General features: G+C 66.6%; 17 protein-coding genes. 12 read left to right on the forward strand and 5 right to left on the reverse strand.

Features of this window, described 5'->3' with window-relative positions; genetic code table 11:
* Positions 1-42 precede the first annotated feature (42 nt).
* The 3 genes from FHS96_RS09965 to FHS96_RS09975 all read left to right on the forward strand — a co-directional run bounded on the left by FHS96_RS09965 (position 43) and on the right by FHS96_RS09975 (position 4,229).
* The gene (locus tag FHS96_RS09965; protein ID WP_429590204.1) at positions 43-1,554 is read left to right on the forward strand and encodes an OpgD/OpgG family glucan biosynthesis protein; all 1,512 of its coding nucleotides are present in this window, start codon (positions 43-45) and stop codon (positions 1,552-1,554) included.
* A gap of 159 nt (positions 1,555-1,713) precedes the next feature.
* Entirely contained in the window at positions 1,714-3,615 is a 1,902-nt protein-coding gene (mdoH, locus tag FHS96_RS09970) for a glucans biosynthesis glucosyltransferase MdoH (RefSeq protein ID WP_429590207.1), read from the forward strand.
* Positions 3,616-3,794: 179 nt separating this feature from the next.
* Positions 3,795-4,229 (forward strand): acyl-CoA thioesterase, encoded by a 435-nt coding sequence (locus tag FHS96_RS09975; protein WP_429590210.1) that lies wholly within the window; start codon positions 3,795-3,797, stop codon positions 4,227-4,229.
* Here FHS96_RS09975 and FHS96_RS09980 read toward each other — a convergent pair whose 3' ends face one another.
* The 3 genes from FHS96_RS09980 to FHS96_RS09990 all read right to left on the reverse strand — a co-directional run bounded on the left by FHS96_RS09980 (position 4,230) and on the right by FHS96_RS09990 (position 9,737).
* The gene (locus FHS96_RS09980) at positions 4,230-5,009 is read right to left on the reverse strand and encodes a 3'(2'),5'-bisphosphate nucleotidase CysQ (RefSeq protein ID WP_429590213.1); all 780 of its coding nucleotides are present in this window, start codon (positions 5,007-5,009) and stop codon (positions 4,230-4,232) included.
* Positions 5,002-6,348, reverse strand: a complete 1,347-nt coding sequence (locus tag FHS96_RS09985) for a TldD/PmbA family protein (RefSeq protein ID WP_429590216.1) — start codon at positions 6,346-6,348, stop codon at positions 5,002-5,004. The genes FHS96_RS09980 and FHS96_RS09985 overlap by 8 nt, the downstream gene beginning before the upstream one ends.
* 164 nt (positions 6,349-6,512) lie before the next feature.
* Entirely contained in the window at positions 6,513-9,737 is a 3,225-nt protein-coding gene (locus tag FHS96_RS09990) for an autotransporter outer membrane beta-barrel domain-containing protein (protein ID WP_429590219.1), read from the reverse strand.
* A 187-nt stretch (positions 9,738-9,924) separates the two neighbouring features.
* On the opposite strand from FHS96_RS09990, the gene hppD reads away from it, so the two are divergent.
* The 9 genes from hppD to FHS96_RS10035 all read left to right on the forward strand — a co-directional run bounded on the left by hppD (position 9,925) and on the right by FHS96_RS10035 (position 20,563).
* Positions 9,925-10,989 carry a 4-hydroxyphenylpyruvate dioxygenase gene (gene hppD, locus FHS96_RS09995; RefSeq protein WP_429590222.1) on the forward strand — a complete coding sequence of 355 codons (1,065 nt, stop codon included), beginning with the start codon at positions 9,925-9,927 and terminating at the stop codon, positions 10,987-10,989.
* Between the two features lie 165 nt (positions 10,990-11,154).
* The gene (hmgA, locus tag FHS96_RS10000) at positions 11,155-12,438 is read left to right on the forward strand and encodes a homogentisate 1,2-dioxygenase (protein ID WP_429590224.1); all 1,284 of its coding nucleotides are present in this window, start codon (positions 11,155-11,157) and stop codon (positions 12,436-12,438) included.
* Positions 12,439-12,474: 36 nt separating this feature from the next.
* Complete coding sequence (locus tag FHS96_RS10005; protein WP_429590227.1) at positions 12,475-13,482, forward strand: fumarylacetoacetate hydrolase family protein; 1,008 nt, start codon at positions 12,475-12,477, stop codon at positions 13,480-13,482.
* A 97-nt stretch (positions 13,483-13,579) separates the two neighbouring features.
* A complete protein-coding gene (gene ada / locus FHS96_RS10010) occupies positions 13,580-14,662 on the forward strand; it encodes a bifunctional DNA-binding transcriptional regulator/O6-methylguanine-DNA methyltransferase Ada (RefSeq protein ID WP_429590230.1) in 1,083 nt (360 codons plus the stop codon).
* Between the two features lie 17 nt (positions 14,663-14,679).
* Complete coding sequence (locus FHS96_RS10015; protein WP_429590233.1) at positions 14,680-15,390, forward strand: 2OG-Fe(II) oxygenase; 711 nt, start codon at positions 14,680-14,682, stop codon at positions 15,388-15,390.
* A gap of 56 nt (positions 15,391-15,446) precedes the next feature.
* A complete protein-coding gene (locus FHS96_RS10020; protein WP_429590236.1) occupies positions 15,447-16,307 on the forward strand; it encodes an NAD(P)-dependent oxidoreductase in 861 nt (286 codons plus the stop codon).
* Positions 16,308-16,356: 49 nt separating this feature from the next.
* Positions 16,357-17,850 (forward strand): flavin-containing monooxygenase, encoded by a 1,494-nt coding sequence (locus FHS96_RS10025; RefSeq protein WP_429590239.1) that lies wholly within the window; start codon positions 16,357-16,359, stop codon positions 17,848-17,850.
* Between the two features lie 41 nt (positions 17,851-17,891).
* Complete coding sequence (locus FHS96_RS10030; RefSeq protein ID WP_429590242.1) at positions 17,892-18,329, forward strand: HIT family protein; 438 nt, start codon at positions 17,892-17,894, stop codon at positions 18,327-18,329.
* Positions 18,330-18,463: 134 nt separating this feature from the next.
* Positions 18,464-20,563, forward strand: coding sequence for a RelA/SpoT family protein (locus tag FHS96_RS10035; protein ID WP_429590245.1), 2,100 nt, complete (start codon positions 18,464-18,466; stop codon positions 20,561-20,563).
* Positions 20,564-20,576: 13 nt separating this feature from the next.
* On the opposite strand, the gene FHS96_RS10040 is transcribed toward FHS96_RS10035, so the two are convergent.
* Both FHS96_RS10040 and FHS96_RS10045 read right to left on the reverse strand, forming a co-directional pair.
* Positions 20,577-20,996 carry a VOC family protein gene (locus FHS96_RS10040; protein ID WP_429590248.1) on the reverse strand — a complete coding sequence of 140 codons (420 nt, stop codon included), beginning with the start codon at positions 20,994-20,996 and terminating at the stop codon, positions 20,577-20,579.
* Between the two features lie 3 nt (positions 20,997-20,999).
* Positions 21,000-22,067, reverse strand: a complete 1,068-nt coding sequence (locus FHS96_RS10045) for a DUF3616 domain-containing protein (protein ID WP_429590251.1) — start codon at positions 22,065-22,067, stop codon at positions 21,000-21,002.
* Positions 22,068-22,086 lie beyond the last annotated feature (19 nt).

The following is a 22,086-nucleotide window of genomic DNA, read 5'->3' on the forward strand; positions in this document are numbered from 1 at the left end:
CATTGTTTAAGGCCCGTTCCGGGTGAAGAACGAGGTGAGTGCGTGCCGACACGACGCGAGACGATGGCCGGGCTGGCGGGGCTGCTCATGGCGGGGCGCTCCAGCGCGCAACCCGTAATGCAGGGTGGTGGAGAACCGTTCAGTTGGGACCTGCTGCAGCAGCGCGCCCAGGCGCTGGCGCGCCGCCCGTGGCAGGCGCCGCCGCGGGGGCCGGCCGAGCTTGAAAAGATCGTCTACGACGTCGCCAACCAGGTCCAGTACCGGCCTGAAAAGACATTGTGGGGGGATGCCGGGGTTCGCTTCTTCCCCAACACCGGCGGCGCGCGGCGGCGGATCGGCATGGCGGTGGTCGAGAAGGGCCGGGCGCGGAAGATAGCCTATAGTCCCTCCCTCTACACCGTGCCGCGCGGCCACCCGCTCACCGCGATCGGCGATCGCGGCGGCTTTTCGGGGTTTCGCGTGATGAATCCCGGCGGTCGCGGAGACTGGCTCGCTTTCCAGGGCGCCTCCTACTTCCGTACTGCGGGCCCGCTGCACCAATATGGCCTGTCCGCGCGCGGGCTGGCGATCGATACCGGCACATCGCGGCCGGAGGAATTCCCCGAATTCACCGACTTCTGGCTTGAACGCGGCGCCGATCCGGAACATCTCACCGTCTATGCGCTGCTCGACAGCCCCAGCGTCACCGGCGCCTATCGCTTCGTGAACGCGAAGGAGAGCGACGCGATGGTGCAGGATGTCAGCTCGGTGCTGTTCATGCGCCGGGGCGTCGCCCAGTTGGGGGTGGCACCGTTGACCAGCATGTTCTGGTACGGAGAGGGCGATCGCGCCAAGGCGCTCGACTGGCGGCCCGAGGTGCATGATTCGGATGGGCTGGCAATCCGCACCGGAAAGGGCGAGCGGCTGTGGCGGCCACTCGCCAACCCCGATCGACCGTTGACCAACAGCTTCGCCGACGAGGATCCGCGCGGCTTCGGGCTGCTGCAGCGTGACCGCGCGTTCGACCATTATCAGGACGACGCGGTGTTCTACGAAAAGCGGCCCAGCCTATGGATCGAACCGCGCGGTAAATGGGGCCGTGGCGCGGTGACGCTGTTCCAGTTCCCAACCGACAGTGAATATAATGACAATGTCGCCGCGTTCTGGACGCCGGCGGCGGCGCCCACAGCCGGCCAGCGCCTTTCCTATGATTATCGTCTGCGCTGGATCGGCGGCGAGCCCGAACGGCTGGATGTGGCCCGTGCGGTTGAATTCTGGCGGGGGCAGGGCAATATACCTGGCAAGCCGCCGGAGCCTGGCATCCACAAGTTCGTCGTCGATTTCGAGGGCGATGCGATTGCGGGGCTCACCTATCGCTCGCCGGTCAAGCCGGATGTGGCGATCAAGGGCGGCAGGGCGGTCAACATCGGCAGCTACAAGGTGGACGGCCGCACGAAAATCTGGCGCTTCGTCTTGGATATACAACGTTCCGGCGACGATGCGGTGGAAGTCCGCGCCTGCCTGAACCTCGGAAACCGGCCGATCACCGAGACTTGGCTTTACACGCTGGCGTAAGGTTTCGATATTTGCAAGCAGCGCTGTGGAACGGTCCAGCGGCGCCGGCAGTTAGGTAGGCCGCCATCTCATGATGGCCAATAGCGACAATATCTTAGGGAAGGATGCCTTCGGGGGCAGCCCGAGAACAGTCGATCGGATCGAGCCTTGAGTGAAGCCATGACCGAAAAAGCCATGACTGGCGCCGAAGCCCACGACCGCGTCAGCGCGCTCGGCCCGCGCCCACTTCCGCCCGAATCCTCGCTGGACATGCCGACGCAGTCTTTCGCGGAGCGGCCCTCTACCGGCGGCCGCATCGTGTCGCAGCGCGGTATGCTCGGCCGCCGCCTGCTGGTGGTTCTCGCCACATTGATCATCGGCCTGCTCGCCGCTACCGAGATGGTCCGTCCGATCGGCCCCGATGGCGCGACTGCTGTCGATGTGGTGCTGTTTGTGCTGATCTTCAGCCTGTTCTGCTGGATCGCCTTCGGCTTCGTCAACGCGCTGTTCGGCTTCGTCGTGCTGATGTCGCGGCGCCAGGGGGTGATTTCCCCCTTCGCCGGCCACGCGCTGGAATTGCCGCAGAGCCGCACCGCGATCCTGCTGCCGGTCTATAACGAGGATTTCGAGCAGGTCGGCGGCCGCATCCGCAAGATGGCGATGATGCTCGACCGCGCCGGAGCGACGGACAAGTTCGATCTGTTCGTGCTGAGCGACTCCAACGCCACCGCGGGCGAGCGTGAGGAAGCGCTGTGGCGCGGTCTGGCGCGCGACAGCGCGGTGCCGATCTATTATCGCCGCCGCGAAAAGAACATCGCGCGCAAGCCGGGCAACATCGCCGAATGGATCCGGCGGTTCGGCGGTGCCTATGAACATATGCTGGTGCTCGACGCCGACAGCCTGATGACGGGCGAGGCGATGATCCGGCTGGCGACTGCAATGGAGCGCAACCCCAGCGTTGGCCTGATCCAGACGATACCGGCGGTGATCAACAGCCGTACATTGTTCGCGCGCTGGCAGCAGTTTGCCGCCGCTGCCTACAGCCCGATCGCCAGCGCCGGCCTGATGTGGTGGTCTGGATCGGAAGCGACCTTCTGGGGCCATAACGCGATCATCCGCACCCGCGCCTTCGCCGAAAGCTGCGGCCTGCCCTCGTTGCCGGGTCGCGAGCCGCTGGGCGGCGCGATCCAGAGCCACGACATGGTCGAGGCGGCGATGCTGCGCCGGCGGGGCTGGGCCGTCCACATGGCGATGCTGCCCGAGGGCAGCTATGAGGAATTTCCGCCGACGCTTAGCGACTTCTCGGTCCGCGACCGGCGCTGGGCGCAGGGCAACCTGCAGCATATGCGCCTGCTGAACGCCAAGGGCTTTCACTGGATCAACCGCTTGCACCTCTTCATGGGCGCTTCGGCCTATCTCACCTCGCCGATGTGGCTGGTGCTGCTGCTGATGACGGTCGCTCAGGGCATGGGCTGGCTTTCTTCGCCCACCTTCACGCCTTCGGGCTGGCCGCTGGTGCTCGCCGCGGTGCTGCTGTTCGTACCGAAGTTCATGGCCTTCGCCTGGCTGATGATGGATCCGCGCCGGCAGGCCGCGCTGGGCGGAGTCGGCGGCATCGTCCGCTCGATGCTGGTCGAGATCCCGCTGTCGGTCATCATGGCGCCGATCACCATGCTGGCGCAGACGATGGCGGTGATCGACATCCTGCGCGGCAATGCCAGCGGCTGGCGCCCGCAGCGTCGCGAAGCCGATGGCATCTCGATCTGGCGCGCGATCATCGATTATTTCCCGCAGATCGTGCTGGGTGCGGTCTTTACCACGATGATGGTCATGGCCGACAGCGCCGTGTTGATGTGGCTTCTCCCAGTCGCGGTCAGCCTGGTTCTGGCGCCGGTCGTAGTCGCGATCACCTCCCGGCAGGACATGGGGGACTGGTTCGCACGGCACGGCGTGTTCGCCGCCCGTGAGGAGCGGCCGCGTGTCGTCGCCCGGCAAGTCGCACGGCCGATCCACATGGAATCGATACCGCTGCGCTTCCGACGTCGCCTGCCGCCGCCCGCGAATGACCGCGCGACGGCCTGATCGCCTCCCCCGTTCCCCGGCGCGAATCTCGCGCGAAAACAAATTGCCTATCGAAAGGCCCGGCACGTCAACCGTGCCGGGCCTTGGCATATTTCCCAGCTTGCTCCGCCGCAAATGCTGCGCAACACAAGACAACCGAAGACGAAGTGCCTCCGGTAAGAGAGGAACGGAGCGAGAGGATGCCGAAGCCCGCAGCCTGGCGGCTGGACGTGGAGACCTATCCGTTTGCCGAGCGGGTGACGACGCGATTTCAGGATCTCGATCCGCACGGCCATATCAACAATGTGGCGATGGCCGCGATCTTCGAGAATGGCCGCGTCCGCTTCAACCGCAACTTCGTTCACCACAAGGTGACGGGACAGCGCTGGCTCGTCGCGGCGGTCGCGATCAACTATGTCGAGGAAGCGCATTTTCCGGCGGATGTCATCGTATCCACCGGCGTCGGTACGGTCGGTCAGCGCAGTTGGTCGTTGCTGGCGGCGGCATTCCAGAATGGCAGTTGCGTCGCCACATGCGATGCGACGCTGGTGATCAGCGGCGCCGAGCATAATCGCGCGATCAGCCCCGAACTGCGATCCGCGCTTGAGGGGTTGCGGCTGCGCGAACCCGCCTGATCAGCGCACGGATGCGACACGGGCGCGATCGGCCAGTCGCGCCACTGCCGCGTGATGGATGCCTGCCGCGGTCGCCAGCACGCCGAACATGTCCGCGCCGGGGGTGTTGAAGCACAACGGCGCGCCGAGCGCGTCGGTCACGATCCCGCCGGCTTCGGCAACGATCAGCGTCGCCGCTGCGATATCCCACTCGGCGCCCCAGCGCAGCGAGGCGAGCAGATCCGCCTCGCCCGACGCGACCATCGCCATGCGCAGCGCGATCGAATTGGGCTTGGCGACCGCGATCAGATCGCTGTCCACCTTGGGCAACGCATCCGTGGGCACGCGCGCGCCGACCAGCACCTCGCGCGCGCTCGCGCGCAACGCCTCGCCGTTGAGCGTCGCGCCTTTACCATACTCGGCGCGCCAATGTTCGTCACGCGCCGGCGCGTCGAGCACGCCGATCACCGGCCGGCCATCCTCGATCAGCGCAACCGACACCGCCCAGCCGGGACGGCCGCGCAGGAAGTCGCGGGTGCCGTCGATCGGATCGACTACCCACAGCCGCCGTCGCGCGAGGCGCGCGGGATCGTCGACGGTCTCTTCGGAAAGCCAGCCGGCCGCCGGATCGATCGCAGTGAGCCGTTCCCGCAGCAGCGCATCGGCGGCAAGGTCGACGTCGCAGACCGGATGGCCGGGCGACTTTTCCCAGCGCCGGAATTCGGTGCGCCAAAGGCCATGCACCATGCGGCCGGCTTCCGCCGTGGCCGCGGCTACGGCATCGGCCAGCGTCTCAGCCACCGGCGACGGTCATCCCGTCGATGCGCAGCGTGGGCGTGTTAGTCGCGTAGCGAAAGACGAGGTCGTTGGCCGGAGTCAGCGCGCGGAACATGTCGCGCAGATTGCCGGCGATGGTGATCTCGGCGACCGGGCCGGTGATCTCACCATCCTCGATCAGATAGCCCGAAGCGCCGCGGCTATAGTCGCCCGTCACCCCGTTCACGCCCATGCCGATCAGTTCGGTCACATAGACGCCCAGCTTGATATCCGCGATCAGCGCCTGCGGTGTCAGCGACCCGGCCAGCATGTGGACGTTGCTGGTGCCGACCCCCGGTGGGCCGCTGGTGCCACGCATCGCATGGCCGGTGGGCTCCAGGCCAAGCTGGCGGGCGGAGGCGCTGTCCATCAGCCAGCCGGTCAGCACGCCGCGGTCAATCAGCGATCGCGCGCCGGTCGGCAGCCCCTCGCCATCGAACGCGCGGGAGCGCAGCCCGCGGCGGCGATGCGGATCGTCGACGATCGTGATCGCGCTGTCGAATATCTGGGTGTCGAGCGCGTCGAGCAGGAAGCTGGTCTTGCGGCTGATCGCGGATCCGGTGATCGCGCCGATCAGGTGCCCAATCATCCCCGGCGCCACGCGCGGGTCGAACACCACCGGCATCGGCGCGCTGGCCAGCTTGCCGGGATCGAGCCGCCGCACCGCCCGCTCGCCAGCCAGCGTCCCGATCGATGCCGGTGCGTCGAGATCCGCCAAATGGCGCGTCGAATGATAGGCATAATCGCGCTGCATGCCGCCGCCGGTGCCCGCCAGTACGCTCGCCGACAGGCCATAGCCGCTGGCGCCATAGGCGCCGGCGAAACCGTGCGAGGTAGCGAGCGCGATGCGCGTGCGGCTGGCGCTGGCGCCAGCACCCTCGCTGTTGGTGACGCCCGCTACCGCGCGCGCCGCATCTTCCGCAGCCAGCGCGGCCTCGCGCAGCGAGGCGGGCTCGGGTTCGGCATGATCGTCGAGGTCGAGGTCGGCGATCGGACCCGTCATCAGCCGCTCTTCGGGGGCGAGCCCGGCATAGCGATCTTCGGGGGTTTCGCGCGCCATCGCATGGGCCTGGTCGACCAGCGCGGCGAGCGCCGCGGAAGACAGGTCTGACGAGGATACGCTGGCGGAACGGCGGCCGACGAACAGCCTGAGCCCGATCTCCTCGCCCTCCGCGCGGCCGACATCCTCAAGCTGGCCGAGGCGTATGCGCACGTCGGTGGATGCGTCGCAGATATAGAGCGCGTCGGCGGCATCCGCGCCCGCACGGCGCGCGGCGGAGACGAGATCGGTGACGCGGGACTGGGCCTCGGAAACGCTGAGCATCACCTGCGCTTAGAGCGAATTGGCCCCGGAAGGAAACAGCGGCTTCCGTGAAATTACACGAAAGCGGCCCCGTTCCGGCCTTTCGCCGGGAACGGGGCCGGATTGGGGTGGCGGCGCTTCCTCGTGTGGGGGGGTGGGGGTCGACGAGAAAGCGCCGCCGTCCGCTAGAGCCTGATGCCGAGGCTCGCGCGGATGGAAATGGCAGCCTTGCCCTGCTGCTCCTCGGCGCCGAAGTCGCCGCCGATGGTGAAGCCGGGGTTGCCGCCGATCAGGCGCACGCGGCCAAGCCAGCCGTCGGTGCGTTCATCGGGGGTAAGGGTGAAGGCGTCGCCGCCCGAAGCGAAGCGTGCGGTGGTCGTGCCCAGCGATCCGCCGACGATCTGGCGACGGCCGCCTTCGATCTCGGCGCGGAACCAGCCTTCATCCTCCTCGCTGCCGCCGAACTTCAGGCCGGCGGCGATTGTGCCGGAGATGGCGAGTTCATCGCTCTTGCGGTCGTCGACGATCAGGTCGAACGCCTTGCCGCCACCGGTTTCGGTATAGCCATCCTCGCTCAGCCGATAATATTCGACGAGCGCGGCGGGCCGCAACGTGAAGCGGCCCGAGCCGACCTCATAGGATGCGCCGCCCGAAGCGGACCACAGGCTGCCGTTCCAGTCGGCTTCGGCGAGGCGCTCGATCGGCTTGCCGTCGGCCTGGCCGAGGAAGTTGCGTGAGCCGTCGAACTTGATGAAGGCATAGGATCCGCGGGCGTGCGCGCGCAGCCGGCCGGTCGAAAGGCGCCAGTAGACCGCGAGCTCATACTGGTTGGCATTGACCTCATTATCGACCTGGCCGTCGCTGTCCTTGCCGTGGAGATAGGCGAGCGAGAAGCCAAGATTGCCGGCATCGCCCAGCTTGGCGTCCGCCCCGGCGGAGGCGCCCCAGCCGGTGATGTCATAGGCCGCGGTGTCGCCCAGATTCTTGGAGGTGCCCCAGCCGACCTGCTGCAGCCAGAAACCCCACCCGCCCATGTCCGCATAAGGGGCGTTGGGATCCGCGAGGAAACGCGCGGTGGCGCGAGACCCCTGCGTGACCGATTCGAACAGCCCGCCGGCATGGTTGGGCAGCATCTGAGACAGCGTCTGCCGGAACTGGTCGCCATCGGTGATGCCCAGATAGGATGCGGCGATGTCGTCATCGTCGGAGAGTGCGGCATAGACCGCGTTGTAGGCGCTCGCCTGCGACCGGTTGAGGCCGAGTTCGGTCGCGTTCTTGCGGCTGACGTCGAGCGCCACTTCACCGGCGGTGTTGGTGGTGGCGAGGCTGCCCTTGAACAGGAAGGGGAGGGAGTTCTCGGTGGTCGAGAGATTGCCCAGCCCCTGGACCGTGCCGGCGCGCAGGAAGACGTGGCGGCCCTCGGCGTCGGCGATGTCGTCGAAGCGGACGGCCAGCTTGGATCCCGTCCCGAAGTTCGCGGTGCCGGCAACCTGATAGACCGTCTTCACGCCGTTTTCGCCGATATCGACGCCGATCGTGCCGCCGCCGGTGACGGTGAGCGCGGCGAGCGCGACATTGCCGCTGTTGGACAGCGCCAACGTGGCGCCGTTGATCGCCACCGACAGCCCCTGGCCGCCGATGAGCGTGCCGGCGAAGCGCGATGTGCCGTTCAGCGTCAGCGTATCCGTGCCGCCGCCGAAGTCAGCGCTGCCGACGAACAGGCTGGTGCCCGAAAGCGTCAATGTGTCGTTGCCGCTGCCGAACACGGCCGAGCCGGCATAGGCGGCATCACCGCTGAGCTGCATCAGGTTGGCGCCCGCGCCGAAGCGGACATTGCCGACGACGGTGCCGTCCGCAACGTCGAGCAGGTCGTTGCCCGAACCGAACAGGATGTCGCCGACGATTCCGCCCGCTGCGCTGTTCGCCGCCGCCACGGTCTGGCGGACGATCGCGCCGCGATCATTCTTGCTGAGGTCGATCGCGATCGCATGGCCGCCGGGCAGCGACGGGCCGGTGGCGGAGATCAGGCCGCTGTTCTCGACGAGGTCGACCTCGCCCGAGCGGTCGATGATCGCACCCGCATAACCCGTGCCGCTCTGCGTCGCGCGGATCTGGCCGCTGTTGCGGATGGTGAAGACATGTGCGCCCGCATCGATCACGATCGCGCCCGAGAAGGATTGGGCTGAGCCGCCGCCGGTGGCGACGACCGATCCGGTGACATTGACCACTGGCACGGTCGCGCCCGCCGCGATGCGGATCGCGTTCGCTTCCGCGCCCACCGCATTGGCGTTGACCGCTCCATTCACGGTCATGCCGCCGGCGATGTTCACCTGGCCGCCCTTGCCGCCGATCATCATGCCGGTGCCGCTGACGCCGCCATAGGCGCCGTTGCCGGTGATCGTGCCGTTTACGATCAGGCCGTGGCCGCCCTTGCCCGCGATCGCGCCGATGCTGATGTCGCGATCGGTGGCACCGATCGTCACCGCCGGCGCATAGCCGACCGAGATGATGTTGGCCGAACCCTCGGACGCGTCAGGAACGCCATCCTTGTCCTCGTCGGCATCATTGGGATTGGTGTCCTTCGGCGCCGCGTCGAACAGGATGCCGCCGCCGACATTGCCGGCGATGCGCACCGCGCCGCCGCCCTGCAACAGATCGTCCGCATCCAGCTTGCTCGGATCGGCCGGCGGGGTGGGGAAGCGATAGCCGGTCGCGGTGATCGCGCCCTGGAAGCTCAGCGCGCCGCCGATGTCGCCCGCCAGATCGACACCGACCGCGTTGGCGCCCTGCGCGGTGATCGTGCCGGTAAAGCGAACGTCACCGCTCACCTCGCCGGCGCGGACGCCGGCGCTGTCATTGCCGACGACGGAGATGGTGCCGCTGTTGGTGAGATTGCCCGTCAGCCTGCCGCCCAGCGCGATGCCGGCCGACTGGTTGCCCTTGATCGTGATCTCACCGGCATTGACGATGTTGCCGGTGTACGCACCAGAGGTCCCGATGCCGGCGCGGTTGCTGCCCTGCGCGAACGGACCATCGGCGTCGCCATCGCTATCGCTGTCGGGCGCGCTGTAGGTTTCGTCGATGATGATCCTGCCGCCCGTGGCATTGGTGATGCCGCCCGAGGCGCCGTTGGCGGCGCCGATGCCGGTGGCATCATTTGCGCCCGTGATCTGGATGGTGCCCTCGTTGGTCACCGCATGCGTCGAATCCGCGGTGACGGCGGTCCCGCCGGTCGGCTTCACCGAACCCTGGTTGCTGATGCGGATGCTGTCCGCCGCGCCGTTGTTGGCAGTCGAGGTGGAAATGGGCGTGGTGCGGGCGGTGCCGACGACGGTCTCGGCCTGGACCGCGGCGGGCACGACGGCCAGCGCCAACGGCGTCAGGCAGGTGCAGGCAAGCAGGTTGCGCATGAAGATTCCTGAAATGTCGATCCGGTTGGGGGAGCGTCGCCGGCCGTGCGTCACCCTCCTCGTGAGCGGTTGACGACACCCCTCGCCGTGATCCGCACATCGCTCGTCGAAATCCTTTCCGGCCTGCTTGTCGTTTTAACCTGCTGGGCGTATATAGTTTCACATGAAACCAATGGAGCAGGATGCCATGTCGGACGTGCGCGACAACCCGATGGGGCTCGACGGATTCGAGTTCGTCGAGTTCACCGGTCCCGATCCCCAAGCGCTCGCCCGATTGTTCGAAACGATGGGGTTCACCCATGTCGGCACCCACCGTTCCAAAGCGGTGCGCCGCTATGCGCAGGGCGACATCAACTTCATCCTCAACATGGAGCCGCTTGGCCAGGTCGCGGATTTCCGCGAGGCGCATGGCCCTTCGGCCAATGCGATGGCGTTCCGCGTGCGCGATGCCGCGCAGGCGCTGAAGATCGCGGTGGAGCGCGGCGCGGTGCCGGTCGAGGGGCGGGTCGGCCCCGCCGAACTCAACATCCCGGCGATAGAGGGGATCGGCGGCGCCAATCTCTATCTGGTCGACCGGCGAGGAGCGGCGACGATCTACGACATCGATTTCGAGCCGGTGCCCGGTGCCACGCCCAACGACAACAGCGTCGGCCTGCACGCGCTCGACCATCTGACCCACAATCTGCGCCGCGGCCGGATGGACTATTGGGCCAATTATTATGAGCGGATCTTCAACTTCCGCGAGATTCGCCACTTCGACATCGAGGGCAAGTCGACCGGCCTGTTCTCCCGCGCGATGACAGCGCCCGACGACAAGATCCGCATTCCGCTCAACGAGAGCCAGGACGAGCACAGCCAGATCGAGGAATTCATCAAGGATTATCGCGGCGAGGGCATCCAGCATCTGGCGCTGACCACCGACGATATCTTCGCGACCGTCGATGCGCTCAAGGCAAACGGCGTCCGCTTCCAGGACACGCCGGACACCTATTATGAGGCGATCGACAAGCGCGTGCCCGGCCATGGCCACTCGATCGGCGAAATGCGCGCGCGCAAGATTCTGATCGACGGTTCTCCCGAGACCGGCGAGGGCCTGCTGCTGCAGATCTTCACCGAGAATATGGTCGGCCCGATCTTCTTCGAGATCATCCAGCGTAAGGGCAATCAGGGCTTCGGCGAAGGCAATTTCAAGGCCCTGTTCGAGAGCATCGAACTGGACCAGATCCGCCGCGGCGTGATTCCGGCGGAATAAACTAAGCTCCTCCTCTTCAGAACAGGGGTTGGGGGGAGGCGAGCGAAGCGAGCTTACGGCAACGCCGGAAACAGCGCCAACGGGGGCATTGAGCCCCCGCCGCCGCTTCCCCACCCCTTTCCCCCCCCCTGAAGGGGAGGGGCTCTCGCAGCGGAACAGCAATCCATGAGCTACATCCCGGGTTTCGCCAACCACATCGTCACCGAGGCCATCCCCGGCGCGCTGCCGGTGGGGCGCAACTCGCCCCAGCGGCCGGCCTTCGGCCTCTATGCCGAGCAATTCTCCGGCACCGCCTTCACCGCACCCCGCCACGAGAATCGCCGGAGCTGGCTCTACCGCATCCGCCCCTCCGCCGCGCACGGCCCCTACCGGCGTTATGAGGGCGCGCCGCTGTTCGCGCCGGGCACGGTCGACGAGCCGCTGCCGCCCAACCGGCTGCGCTGGGATCCGCTGGCGATGCCGACCGAGCCGACCGACCTGATCGACGGCATGGCGACGATGCTGGCCAATCGCGATCCGGCCGATCTGGAAGGCGTCGCGGTCCACATCTACCGCGCCAATGCCGATATGGCGCGGCGCTGCTTCGTCGATGCCGACGGCGAATTGCTGTTCATCCCGCAGCAGGGCCGTCTGACCTTGCTGACCGAATTCGGCCGCATCGACGTCGCACCTGGTCAGGTCGCGCTGGTACCACGCGGCGTGCGCTTCCGCGCATTGCTGCCAGATGGCGCAGCGCGGGGCTATGTCGCCGAGAATCACGGCAGCCTGTTCCGCCTGCCCGATCTCGGACCGATCGGCGCCAACGGCCTCGCCAATCCCCGCGATTTTGAAACGCCGGTCGCCTGGTTCGAGGATGAGGAGGGCGACTGGGAACTCGTCCAGAAATATCTCGGATCGTTGTGGACGGTCGCGCTTGATCATAGCCCGCTCGACGTCGTCGCGTGGCACGGCAATCTCGCGCCGTGGCGCTATGATCTCGCGCGGTTCAATACGATCGGCACGATCAGCTTCGATCATCCCGATCCGTCGATCTTCACCATGCTGACCAGCCCCTCGGACGTGCCGGGCCGCGCCAATGCCGATTTCGTGCTGTTCCCGCCGCGCTGGATGGTGGCGGAAGACACGTTCCGTCCCCCCTGGTTCCACCGCAACGTGATGAGCGAGGCGATGGGGCTGATCCACGGTGCCTATGATGCCAAGGCGGAGGGCTTCGCGCCCGGCGGCCTCAGCCTGCACAATCTGATGGCAGGCCACGGGCCGGATGTGGCGAGCTGGGAAGCCGCCAGCACTGCCGACCTGGCGCCGCACCGGATCGATGGCACGATGGCGTTCATGATCGAAACTTGCTGGCCCTATCGCCCGACACGCTTCACGCTCGACTGCGCGGAGCGGCAGGCCGATTATGATGCGGCATGGGGCGGGTTTCCCAAGGCGCGCCTTCCCCGCTAGGCTCGCGTCCCAGAACAAGCACGAGGAGAGAACGGCATGAAGCTCGCAAGCCTGAAGGGCGGTCGCGATGGACGGCTGGTGGTGGTGTCGGACGATCTCGCCTGGTGCGCGGACGCGGGCCATATTGCGCCGACATTGCAGGCCGCGCTCGACGATTGGGAGCATGCCGAATCGTTGCTGGCGAATCTCGCGACCGATCTTCAGCACGAAGTTATCCCGATGATGCGCTTCCATGAGCGCAACGCGACCTCGCCGCTGCCGCGCGCCTATCAGTGGGCGGATGGCTCCGCCTATGTGAACCATGTCGCGCTGGTGCGGCAGGCGCGGGGCGCGGAAATGCCCGAAAGCTTCTGGTCGGATCCGCTGATGTACCAGGGCGGCTCGGACGGATTCCTTGCTCCCCGTGACCCGATTCCGCTCGCCGACGAGGCATGGGGCTGTGACCTCGAGGCCGAGGTGGTGGTGGTGACGGGGGATGTGCCGCAAGGCGCCAGCCGGGAGGAAGCACTGGCGGCGATCCGGCTGGTCGGTCTCGCCAATGATGTGTCGCTGCGCAACCTGATCCCGGCCGAACTCGCCAAGGGGTTCGGCTTCGTCCAGTCCAAGCCCGCCTCCGCCTTTTCGCCGGTGTTCGTCACCCCCGACTCGCTGGGTGATCGCTGGGCGGACGGCAAGCTGCTCGGGCCCTTGATGGTCGACCTCAACGGCACCCCCTTCGGCCGCGCCGACGCGGGCATCGACATGACCTTCGATTTCGGCACGTTGATCGCGCATCTCGCCAAGACGCGCGCGATCGTCGCCGGTTCGATCATCGGATCGGGCACGGTTTCGAACCGCGGCGCCGATGGCGGCCCGGGCAAGCCGATCGCGGCGGGCGGTGTTGGCTATAGTTGCATCGCCGAGGTGCGGACGGTGGAGACGATCGAAGCGGGCATGCCGACCACCGCCTTCCTCAAGCATGGCGATACGGTGCGGATCTGGATGGAGGATGAGCGTCACCACCCGATCTTCGGGACGATCGAGCAGGTGGTCGAAGCGGCCTAGCAGAATGGTGCAGCGGGATTAGAGAGCAAGGATCGGAGCGCGTCGCGGCTTGGCGCCTGTCACATCGGGGCAGGCGATCAAGCAAGGATATCGAACGATGACGGACATCCAACACAGCGACACCGCAGCCGATCCCCGCTGGGCGCGCATCGTCGCGCGAGACAAGGCTGCGGACGGCCAGTTCTGGTATTCGGTGGTGACCACCGGCGTCTATTGCCGCCCGTCCTGCCCGTCGCGCGGCGCGCGGCCCGAAAATGTGCTGATCCATGACAGTCTGGCGGCGGCGCGCGCCAGCGGGGCGCGGCCGTGCAAGCGCTGTAACCCCGAAGGCAGTTCCTTCGATGCCGAGATCGCGGCGATCGTCGAGCGCGCCTGCCGCACGATCGAGGCGGCGGACCGTGCGCCGACGCTGCAGGAACTGGCCGACGCGGCCGAACTCAGCACGGGCTATTTCCATCGACTGTTCCGTTCGGTCACCGGGCTGACCCCCAAGGCCTATGCCGCGGCGCACCGCGCCCGCCGCATGCGGGACGGGCTGAAGACCGCCGACAGCGTCACCGCGGCGATCTACGATGCCGGGTTCGGCTCCAACGGCCGCTTCTATTCCGAAAGCAATGCGATGCTGGGGATGACCCCAGGCCGCTACCGAGATGGCGGCGCGGGCGAGACCTTGCACTTCGCGGTGGGGGAAAGTGCGCTCGGCGCGATCCTCGTCGCTTCAAGCGCGCGAGGCGTCGCCGCGATCCTGCTGGGTGACGATCCCGATGCGCTGGTCCGCGACCTGCAGGATGCCTTCCCGCGCGCACGACTGGTTGGCGCGGATCCGGATTATGAGCGCACCGTTGCCCAAGTGGTCGGTTTTGTGGAGACGCCCGACATCGGCCTCGATTTGCCGCTCGACGTGCGGGGTACCGCGTTCCAACAGCGTGTGTGGAAGGCGTTGCGCGATGTGCCGGCGGGGCAGACCCTGTCCTACACCGAGGTCGCCCGACGGATCGGCGCGCCACGCGCGACCCGCGCCGTCGCCGGTGCCTGCGCGGCCAACCGGCTTGCCGTCGCCATTCCGTGCCACCGCGTCGTGCGCGAGGATGGTTCACTCTCAGGCTATCGCTGGGGTATCGATCGCAAGCGGCTGCTGCTGGAGCGCGAAGGTGCCCGCCCCGCGGCAGTCGCGGCCTGAGACGCGGGGATCCGATGATGATCAACGCGGATTCGCGCGTCGCGGGCTATGATTGGGACGCGATCGGCCAAGCGCTGGATGCGGAAGGATGGGCGATGCTTCCCCGACTGTTCGATGCGGACGAGGCGGATGCCGTCGCCGCGCTCTATGATCGGCCGGATGGGTTTCGCAGCCATGTCATGATGGCGCGGCACGGCTTCGGCAAAGGCGAATATCGCTATTTCGCCTATCCGTTGCCCGATCCGGTCGCGGCGTTGCGCGCCGGTCTCTACCCCCGGCTCGCGCCGATCGCCAACGGGTGGCACGCGCGGATGGGCCTGGAAACGCGCTTCCCGGCCGATCATGCCGGGTTTCTCACCGAGTGCCACGCCGCCGGGCAGCGCCGGCCGACACCGCTGCTGCTGCGCTACGGGCCCGGCGACCATAATTGCCTGCATCAGGACCTCTATGGCGAGGCGGTGTTCCCGTTGCAGGTCGCGGTCCTGCTCTCGGCTCCGCGGGCCGAGTTCACCGGCGGTGACTTCGTTCTCACCGAACAGCGCCCGCGCATGCAGTCCCGCGTCGAGGTGGTGCCGCTGGAAAAAGGTGATGCGGTGATCTTCGCGGTCAACGCCCGGCCGCGCCGCGGCAATCGCGGCGACTATCGCGTGGCACTGCGCCATGGCGTCGGCACCGTGCGCTCGGGCCGCCGCTACACATTGGGGATCATCTTTCACGACGCGGCCTGATCCGGCGTGCTATCGGCGCCGGCGACGGGGCGGGCAGCGTGCAAGGAGATTGCGCAGTGAAGATCGGATTCGTCGGCCTCGGCCAGATGGGCGCCGCGATGGCGGCCAACCTGATGAAGGCCGGGCATGAAGTGACGGTGTGGAATCGCTCCCCGGCAAAGGCGGATGCGCTGGTCGCGGCGGGCGCCACGCTGGCCGCGACCCCTGCCGAAGCGGCGCAGGGCGAGGTGGTGATGACCATGCTGGCCGATGATGCCGCGGTCGAGGCGGTGGTGTTCGGCGACGGCGGCATCCTCGGCGCGCCCGCGCTGCATGTCGGCCACAGCACGATCAGCGTCGCGCTGGCCGAGCGGCTCGCCGCCGCGCAGCCCGGTGCCTATGTCTCGGCGCCGGTGTTCGGCCGCCCGGTCGCGGCGGAAGCGGCGAAACTGTTCGTCGTGGCCGCTGGCCCGGATGCGCTGATCGATCGCTGCGCGCCGCTGTTCTCGGCGGTCGGCCAGCGCCTTTTCCGCGTCGGCGATGCGCCACAGGCCGCCAACCTCGTCAAATTGTGTGGCAATTTCCTGATCATGTCGGTCGTGGAAGGGCTTGCCGAAGCGATGACGCTCGCGGAGAAGGGCGGCATCGGCCGCGAAGCGCTGCTTGAAGTGCTGGTGTCGACGATCTTCGGCGCGCCCGTCTACCAGATTTATGGCGACATCCTCGTCAATGATCGCTTCCAGCCGGCCGGGTTCCCGGCGCCTCTCGGGCTCAAGGATATGGGATTGGTTGCCGCGGCGGCGCACGGCGCGCAGGTGCCGATGCCGGTGCTCGGAATCGTGCGCGACCATCTGCTGTCGGTGATCGCCGGTGGCGGCGAAGAACGCGATTGGGCGAGCATTGCCGAGGTTGTGCGCCGCAATGCCGGGATAGGCTGACCTTGCTGTAACTGCCGTCGTAGCCGGAGCGGGCTTTGCTGCACGGCCCATGCGCATTATGCCCGGCGGCATGAACGAGCATGTCGATATGATCGTGGTCGGCGCCGGGCTTTCGGGCATCGGCTTGGGCTGCCATCTCAAGATGCTCTGCCCCGACCACAGCTTCATTGTGCTCGAGGCGCGCGACCGCATCGGCGGCACCTGGGATCTGTTCCGTTACCCAGGCATCCGATCGGATTCGGACATGTTCACGCTGGGCTATGGCTTCCGGCCTTGGACGCATGAGGATGCGATCGCACCGGGCGAGACCATCCTTGCCTATCTGGAGGAAACCGCCAGCGAATACGGCGTCGATGCGCACATCCGCTATCGCCACCGCGTCATCTCCGCCGACTGGTCGAACGCGGAGGCGCGCTGGACGGTTGTGGTCGAGCGCGACGGCGAAATGGTCCGCTTCACCTGCAACTTCCTGTCGATGTGCGCGGGCTATTATGACTATGCCCGCGGTCATGCGCCGACGTTCGTGGGGATGGAGCGGTTCGCTGGGCGGATCGTCCATCCGCAGTTCTGGACCGACGATATCGACTATGCCGGCAAGCGCGTCGCCGTGATCGGCAGCGGCGCCACTGCGGTGACCTTGGTGCCCGAAATGGCGAAGCAGGCCGCGCATGTCACGATGGTGCAGCGCTCGCCGACCTATGTCGCAGCGTTGCCCAGCCGCGATCCGTGGCAGGGCTGGGCACGGCGCCTGCTGCCGGCCAGTCTTGCTTTTCGGCTGATCCGTTGGCGCAACCTGCTGATGCGCATCTATGTCGTGCGGCTTTCCCGGCTGCACCCTGAAAAGGTGCGCGCGCATCTGGTGGAGATGGCGCGCAAGGAATTGGGCACCGACTATGATGTCGCGACGCACTTCACCCCCAATTACGATCCTTGGACGCAACGCCTGTGCCTCGCGCCCGACGGCGATCTTTTCGCTGCGATCCGCGATGGCAACGCTTCGGTCGTCACTGACCGCATCGAGCGGTTCGACGAGGGCGGGCTGGTGCTCGCATCGGGCGGGCGCGTCGATGCCGATCTGGTGGTGACGGCGACCGGGCTGGAGATCAGGCTGCTCGGCGGCGCAGCGATCAGCGTCGATGGTGAGCGTTTCGATCCGGCGGGGGCGGTCGCCTACAAGGGCGTGATGTTCGCAGGCGTCCCCAACCTGGCGATCATCTTCGGCTATGCCAGCAATTCCTGGACGCTGAAGGCGGACCTCTCCGCCGCCTACATCTGCCGCCTGCTCCGCACGATGCGCCGTCGCGGTCTGCGACAGGCAACCCCGCGGGGCCCCGCCGATGTCTCGCGCGAGCCTTTCCTGCCGCTCAATTCCGGCTATGTGCAGCGCGCGGCGGACCGGATGCCGGCGCAAGGCTCACGACGGCCGTGGAAGGTCCACCAGAATTATCTGCTCGACCTGATGACGATGCGCTTCGGATCGGTCGACGAGGCGATGGATTTCTCCAATCCCGAACCCGCAAAGGCACTTGCGCCCGCAGCATGAGTTGGGGATCGGACAGCGCACACAGCGAGACGAGGCACGCCATGAACGACACCATCCGCCGGTTCGGCCATCCCGAGACGCTGGTTGCGGAAACCAACCATTGGGTGATCCTGCTGCGGCCGGATCAGCCGACGCTCGGCAGCCTCGTGCTCGCCGCCAAATCGGATGCGGAGGCGCTTTCGGACCTGCCCGATGCCGCCTTCGCCGATCTCGCGGTGGCGACGCGGGGGATCGAAGCCATGCTTGGCGCGGCGGTGGGCTATGCGAAGATCAACTATCTGATGCTGATGATGGTCGATCGCCACGTCCATTATCATGTGATCCCGCGGTACGAGGGCGAACGTACCGCGGCGGGGATCGCGGTGCCCGACCGGGGCTGGCCGAAGGCGCCGGCGCTGGGGGAGGCGGTGTCGCTCGATGCCGCCGGCATCGCTGCGCTGGTCGGGCTGCTCAAGCCGCACTGGCCGGCCGCGGGCTGACCCCGCCAGGGGCGCCTTTCAGCGCCCTTCCTGATGCAAGCGCACCACAGTCGTAACGGCAATTGCCGCCTGTCGGCTTTTGCGGCTGCAATCATTGGTTGCAAACACTTGGTACCAAGCCCCAGATTGGGGGCGTGCTGAGACAGTATGAACTTGTGGAACGGGTCAAGGCCTATGACCCCGACGCCGACGAGGCGTTGATCAATCGCGCCTATGTGTTCTCGATGCAGAAACATGGCACGCAGAAGCGCGCCTCGGGCGATCCCTATTACAGCCACCCGATCGAGGTGGCGGGCATCCTCACCGATCTCCACCTCGACGACGAGACGATCGCGACCGCGATCCTCCACGACACGATCGAGGATACGCTGACCACGCAGGAGGAGATCGAGGCGAAGTTCGGCGCGAACGTTGCGCGGATGGTGGATGGCGTCACCAAGCTGTCCAAGATCGAAGCGCAGACCGAGAGCGAGCGCGCCGCGGAGAATCTGCGCAAGTTCCTGCTGGCGATGTCGGGCGACATCCGCGTGCTGCTGGTGAAGCTGGCGGACCGGCTGCACAACATGCGCACGCTCCATTTCATCTCCAACGAGGCGAAGCGCCGGCGCATCGCCAAGGAGACGATGGACATCTACGCGCCGCTCGCTGAGCGGATCGGCATGTACGAGTTCATGAAGGAGATGCAGACGCTCTCCTTCCAGCATCTCGAACCCGAAGCCTATGAATCGATCTCGAAGCGGCTGGAACAGCTCCAGGCCGGCGGCGGCGATCGCATCGCGCGGATCGGATCGGGGCTGAAGCTGCTGCTCTCACGCGCCGGGCTCGATGTCGACGTCACCGGCCGCGAAAAGCATCCCTATTCGATCTGGAAGAAGATGGCGGAACGCCACATCAGCTTCGAACAGCTTTCGGACGTGATGGCGTTTCGCGCGATCGTGCCGACGGTGGAGGATTGCTACCGCGCGCTCGGCGTGATCCACCGACGGTGGCCGATGGTGCCCGGCCGCTTCAAGGATTATATCTCGACGCCCAAGCGCAACGGCTACAAGTCGCTGCACACCAGCGTGATCCACAATGAGAATATGCGGATCGAGATCCAGATCCGCACGCAGGAGATGCACGCGCAGGCCGAATATGGTCTTGCCGCGCACTGGGCCTACAAGCAGGGCGCCGCCACGGCGACGCCGGACACGCAGGCCGGCTGGATCCGCGACCTCGTCGAAATTCTCGACAATGCCGACACGCCGGAAGAGCTGCTCGAGCATACCCGGATGGCGATGTATCAGGATCGGATCTTCGCCTTCACGCCCAAGGGGGAACTCTACCAGCTCCCCAAGGGCGCGACGACGGTCGACTTCGCCTATGCCGTGCACACGAATCTCGGCAATCAGGCGGTGGGCGCCAAGGTCAATGGCCGGGTGGTGCCGTTGCGCACCGTAATCGAGAATGGCGATCAGGTTGAAATCCTGAAGTCCAAGGCGCAGGAGCCGGAGCCCGGCTGGCTGAACTTTGTCATCACCGGCAAGGCGCGCGCGGCGATCCGCCGCTATGTTCGTCAAAAGGAGCGCGGCGAGACCATCGCTCTCGGCCGCAAATTTTATGACGAACTCATCAAACGATTGCCCGCGCAGCTCAGCCAGGATGGGATGACGCAGGCGCTGAAGCGCCTCAAGCTGCCCGACGAGGCGGCGATGATGGAGGCGATCGGGCGCCAGTCGCTCAACGATGCGCAGGTGATGGAGGCGCTGATGCCGGGTTCCACCGGCAGCGACATCGACAATCCCTCACCGCCGCCGCAGCGCGAGGCGATCTCGATCAGGGGGCTGACCCCGGGCGTGGCCTTCGCATTGGCCGAATGCTGCCATCCGGTGCCGGGCGACCGCATCGTCGGACTGCGCCGGCCCAATGAGCCGGTGCTCGTCCATGCGATCGATTGCCCGCGGCTGTCGGACGGCACCGACGCGGACTGGGTGGATCTGGCCTGGGGCAGCAAGACCGAAGGCGGCACCGCCCGCCTTTCGGTGATCGTAAAGAACGAGCCCGGCTCGCTCGCGGTGATGGCGGGCATCCTCGGCGCGCACAAGGCGAACATCCTCAACATCCAGCTCACCCACCGCGACACCGCGTTCCACACCAACCAGGTGGATATCGAGGTGCATGACGTGCAGCATCTGATGCGCATCATCGCGGCACTGCGCGCGGCGGATGTGATCAGCTCGGCGGAGCGGGTGTAGGGCCACCGCCTGCTCAACCTTCGCGGAACACAGCCTCGATATTGTTGCCGTCGGGATCGAGGACGAATGCGGCATAATATCCTGGCGGATAGCCACCTTCACGCAGACCCGGCGGGCCGTTGTCTGTGCCGCCCGCAGCGATCGCGGCGGCGTGGAAATCATCTACCTCGCTCCGGCTGACCGCACGGAAGGCGGTGTGCTGACGTGTGGCGTGCGGATGGAAGATGTCGATCCAGAAGATAGGATAGGTGTTGCCGTAGCCGACGCCGCCGATCGCTGCGCCGTCCTCGATTGCGGGCATCCGCTGGGGTGTGATTCGCATCAATGGCCGCATGCCCAGTGTGGCCAAGGCGGCATCGTAGAACGCGATCGACTGGCCAATGTCGGCCACGCCGATGCCGCTATGGTCGATACGCCAATCGTCGCAGGCCATTGTTCAGCGCGGCAGTTCGAACAGGTCGGCGACGATCCTGCGTTGCTCGGGATCGACGCGTTCCGGCCCGGGGCTGTCGTTGAGCACGAGAATGTGGCGCAGGCCGTTCGCATCGGCATCCCAAAGTGCCAGGCCCTCGGGATGGTCGGTGCCACGGCCGAACGGAAGTTCGACGATGCGCTCAGGCCGGTGCAGCCGCACCTTGTGTGTGTCGCGCGGCGGATCCTTCGCCCAGCCCTTCCAGCGATAGAGCGCGCAGGGGCCGCTGAGCCCGGTGGTGGGCCCGGCGAGGATCAGCAGATCATCGTCGCAGCGCTTGAGATCCCGAATGCCCAGCCCCTCCATTGCCAGCAGCCGGTTGAACGGCGCGCCCTCGATCACCAACCGTCCCGAAGGCTTCACGGTGAACCGGAACTCGACGAGCAGCGCATGGGTCGCAATCACCGGCCCACGCATGCCGATGGCGATGCGATCGCCGCACACCGCGATGCCCTCTACATCGACCCCGCCTTCCTTGGCCGGCACATTGGTGAAGGGCGCGATCAGCGGATCCTTGCGCAGCGCCTTGGCCAACGCATTGCCATGCTTGGATTGGCGCAGCATGCCCGCGCGGCGACCACCGTCGCGTGCCACCGGGACATGGCCGTCCGCGCGCTCCACCATCGGCACGCGTGCGAGCAGGCAGCGCGGCCGGGTATCCTTGAGGTCGGCAAGCCGGTCGAGGTCGATGCAATCGTCCGCCTCTTTCTCGGGCTTGCGCCGCGTGCGGGCATGGCTGCCGACCAGCCACAGCCAGCCGTCATCGACCGCGAGTCCTTCGAGATCGGCTTCCTCCTCCTTCCATTCGAGCGGCAGCAAGGTATCGAGATGGCAGGAGCCGTCTTCCTGCCAGATACCGTCGCGCAGGAGGAAACGGTTGAGGATTGCATCCTCGTCCGACGCAACGAACATCGTGTCGCCGACGCGGGTGCCGGCGGAGACGTTGGTCAAAATATCATGATGCTGGTCGCCGAAGCGCAGCTCGATGCGCGCGACCGGCTCGTCGGGTTTAGGCCATCCGCGCGTTGCCATCCAATTCTCCACTGATGTC

Origin of the sequence: Sphingomonas zeicaulis, from assembly GCF_050433225.1 — a bacterium.
Lineage (GTDB): Bacteria > Pseudomonadota > Alphaproteobacteria > Sphingomonadales > Sphingomonadaceae > Sphingomonas_D > Sphingomonas_D zeicaulis.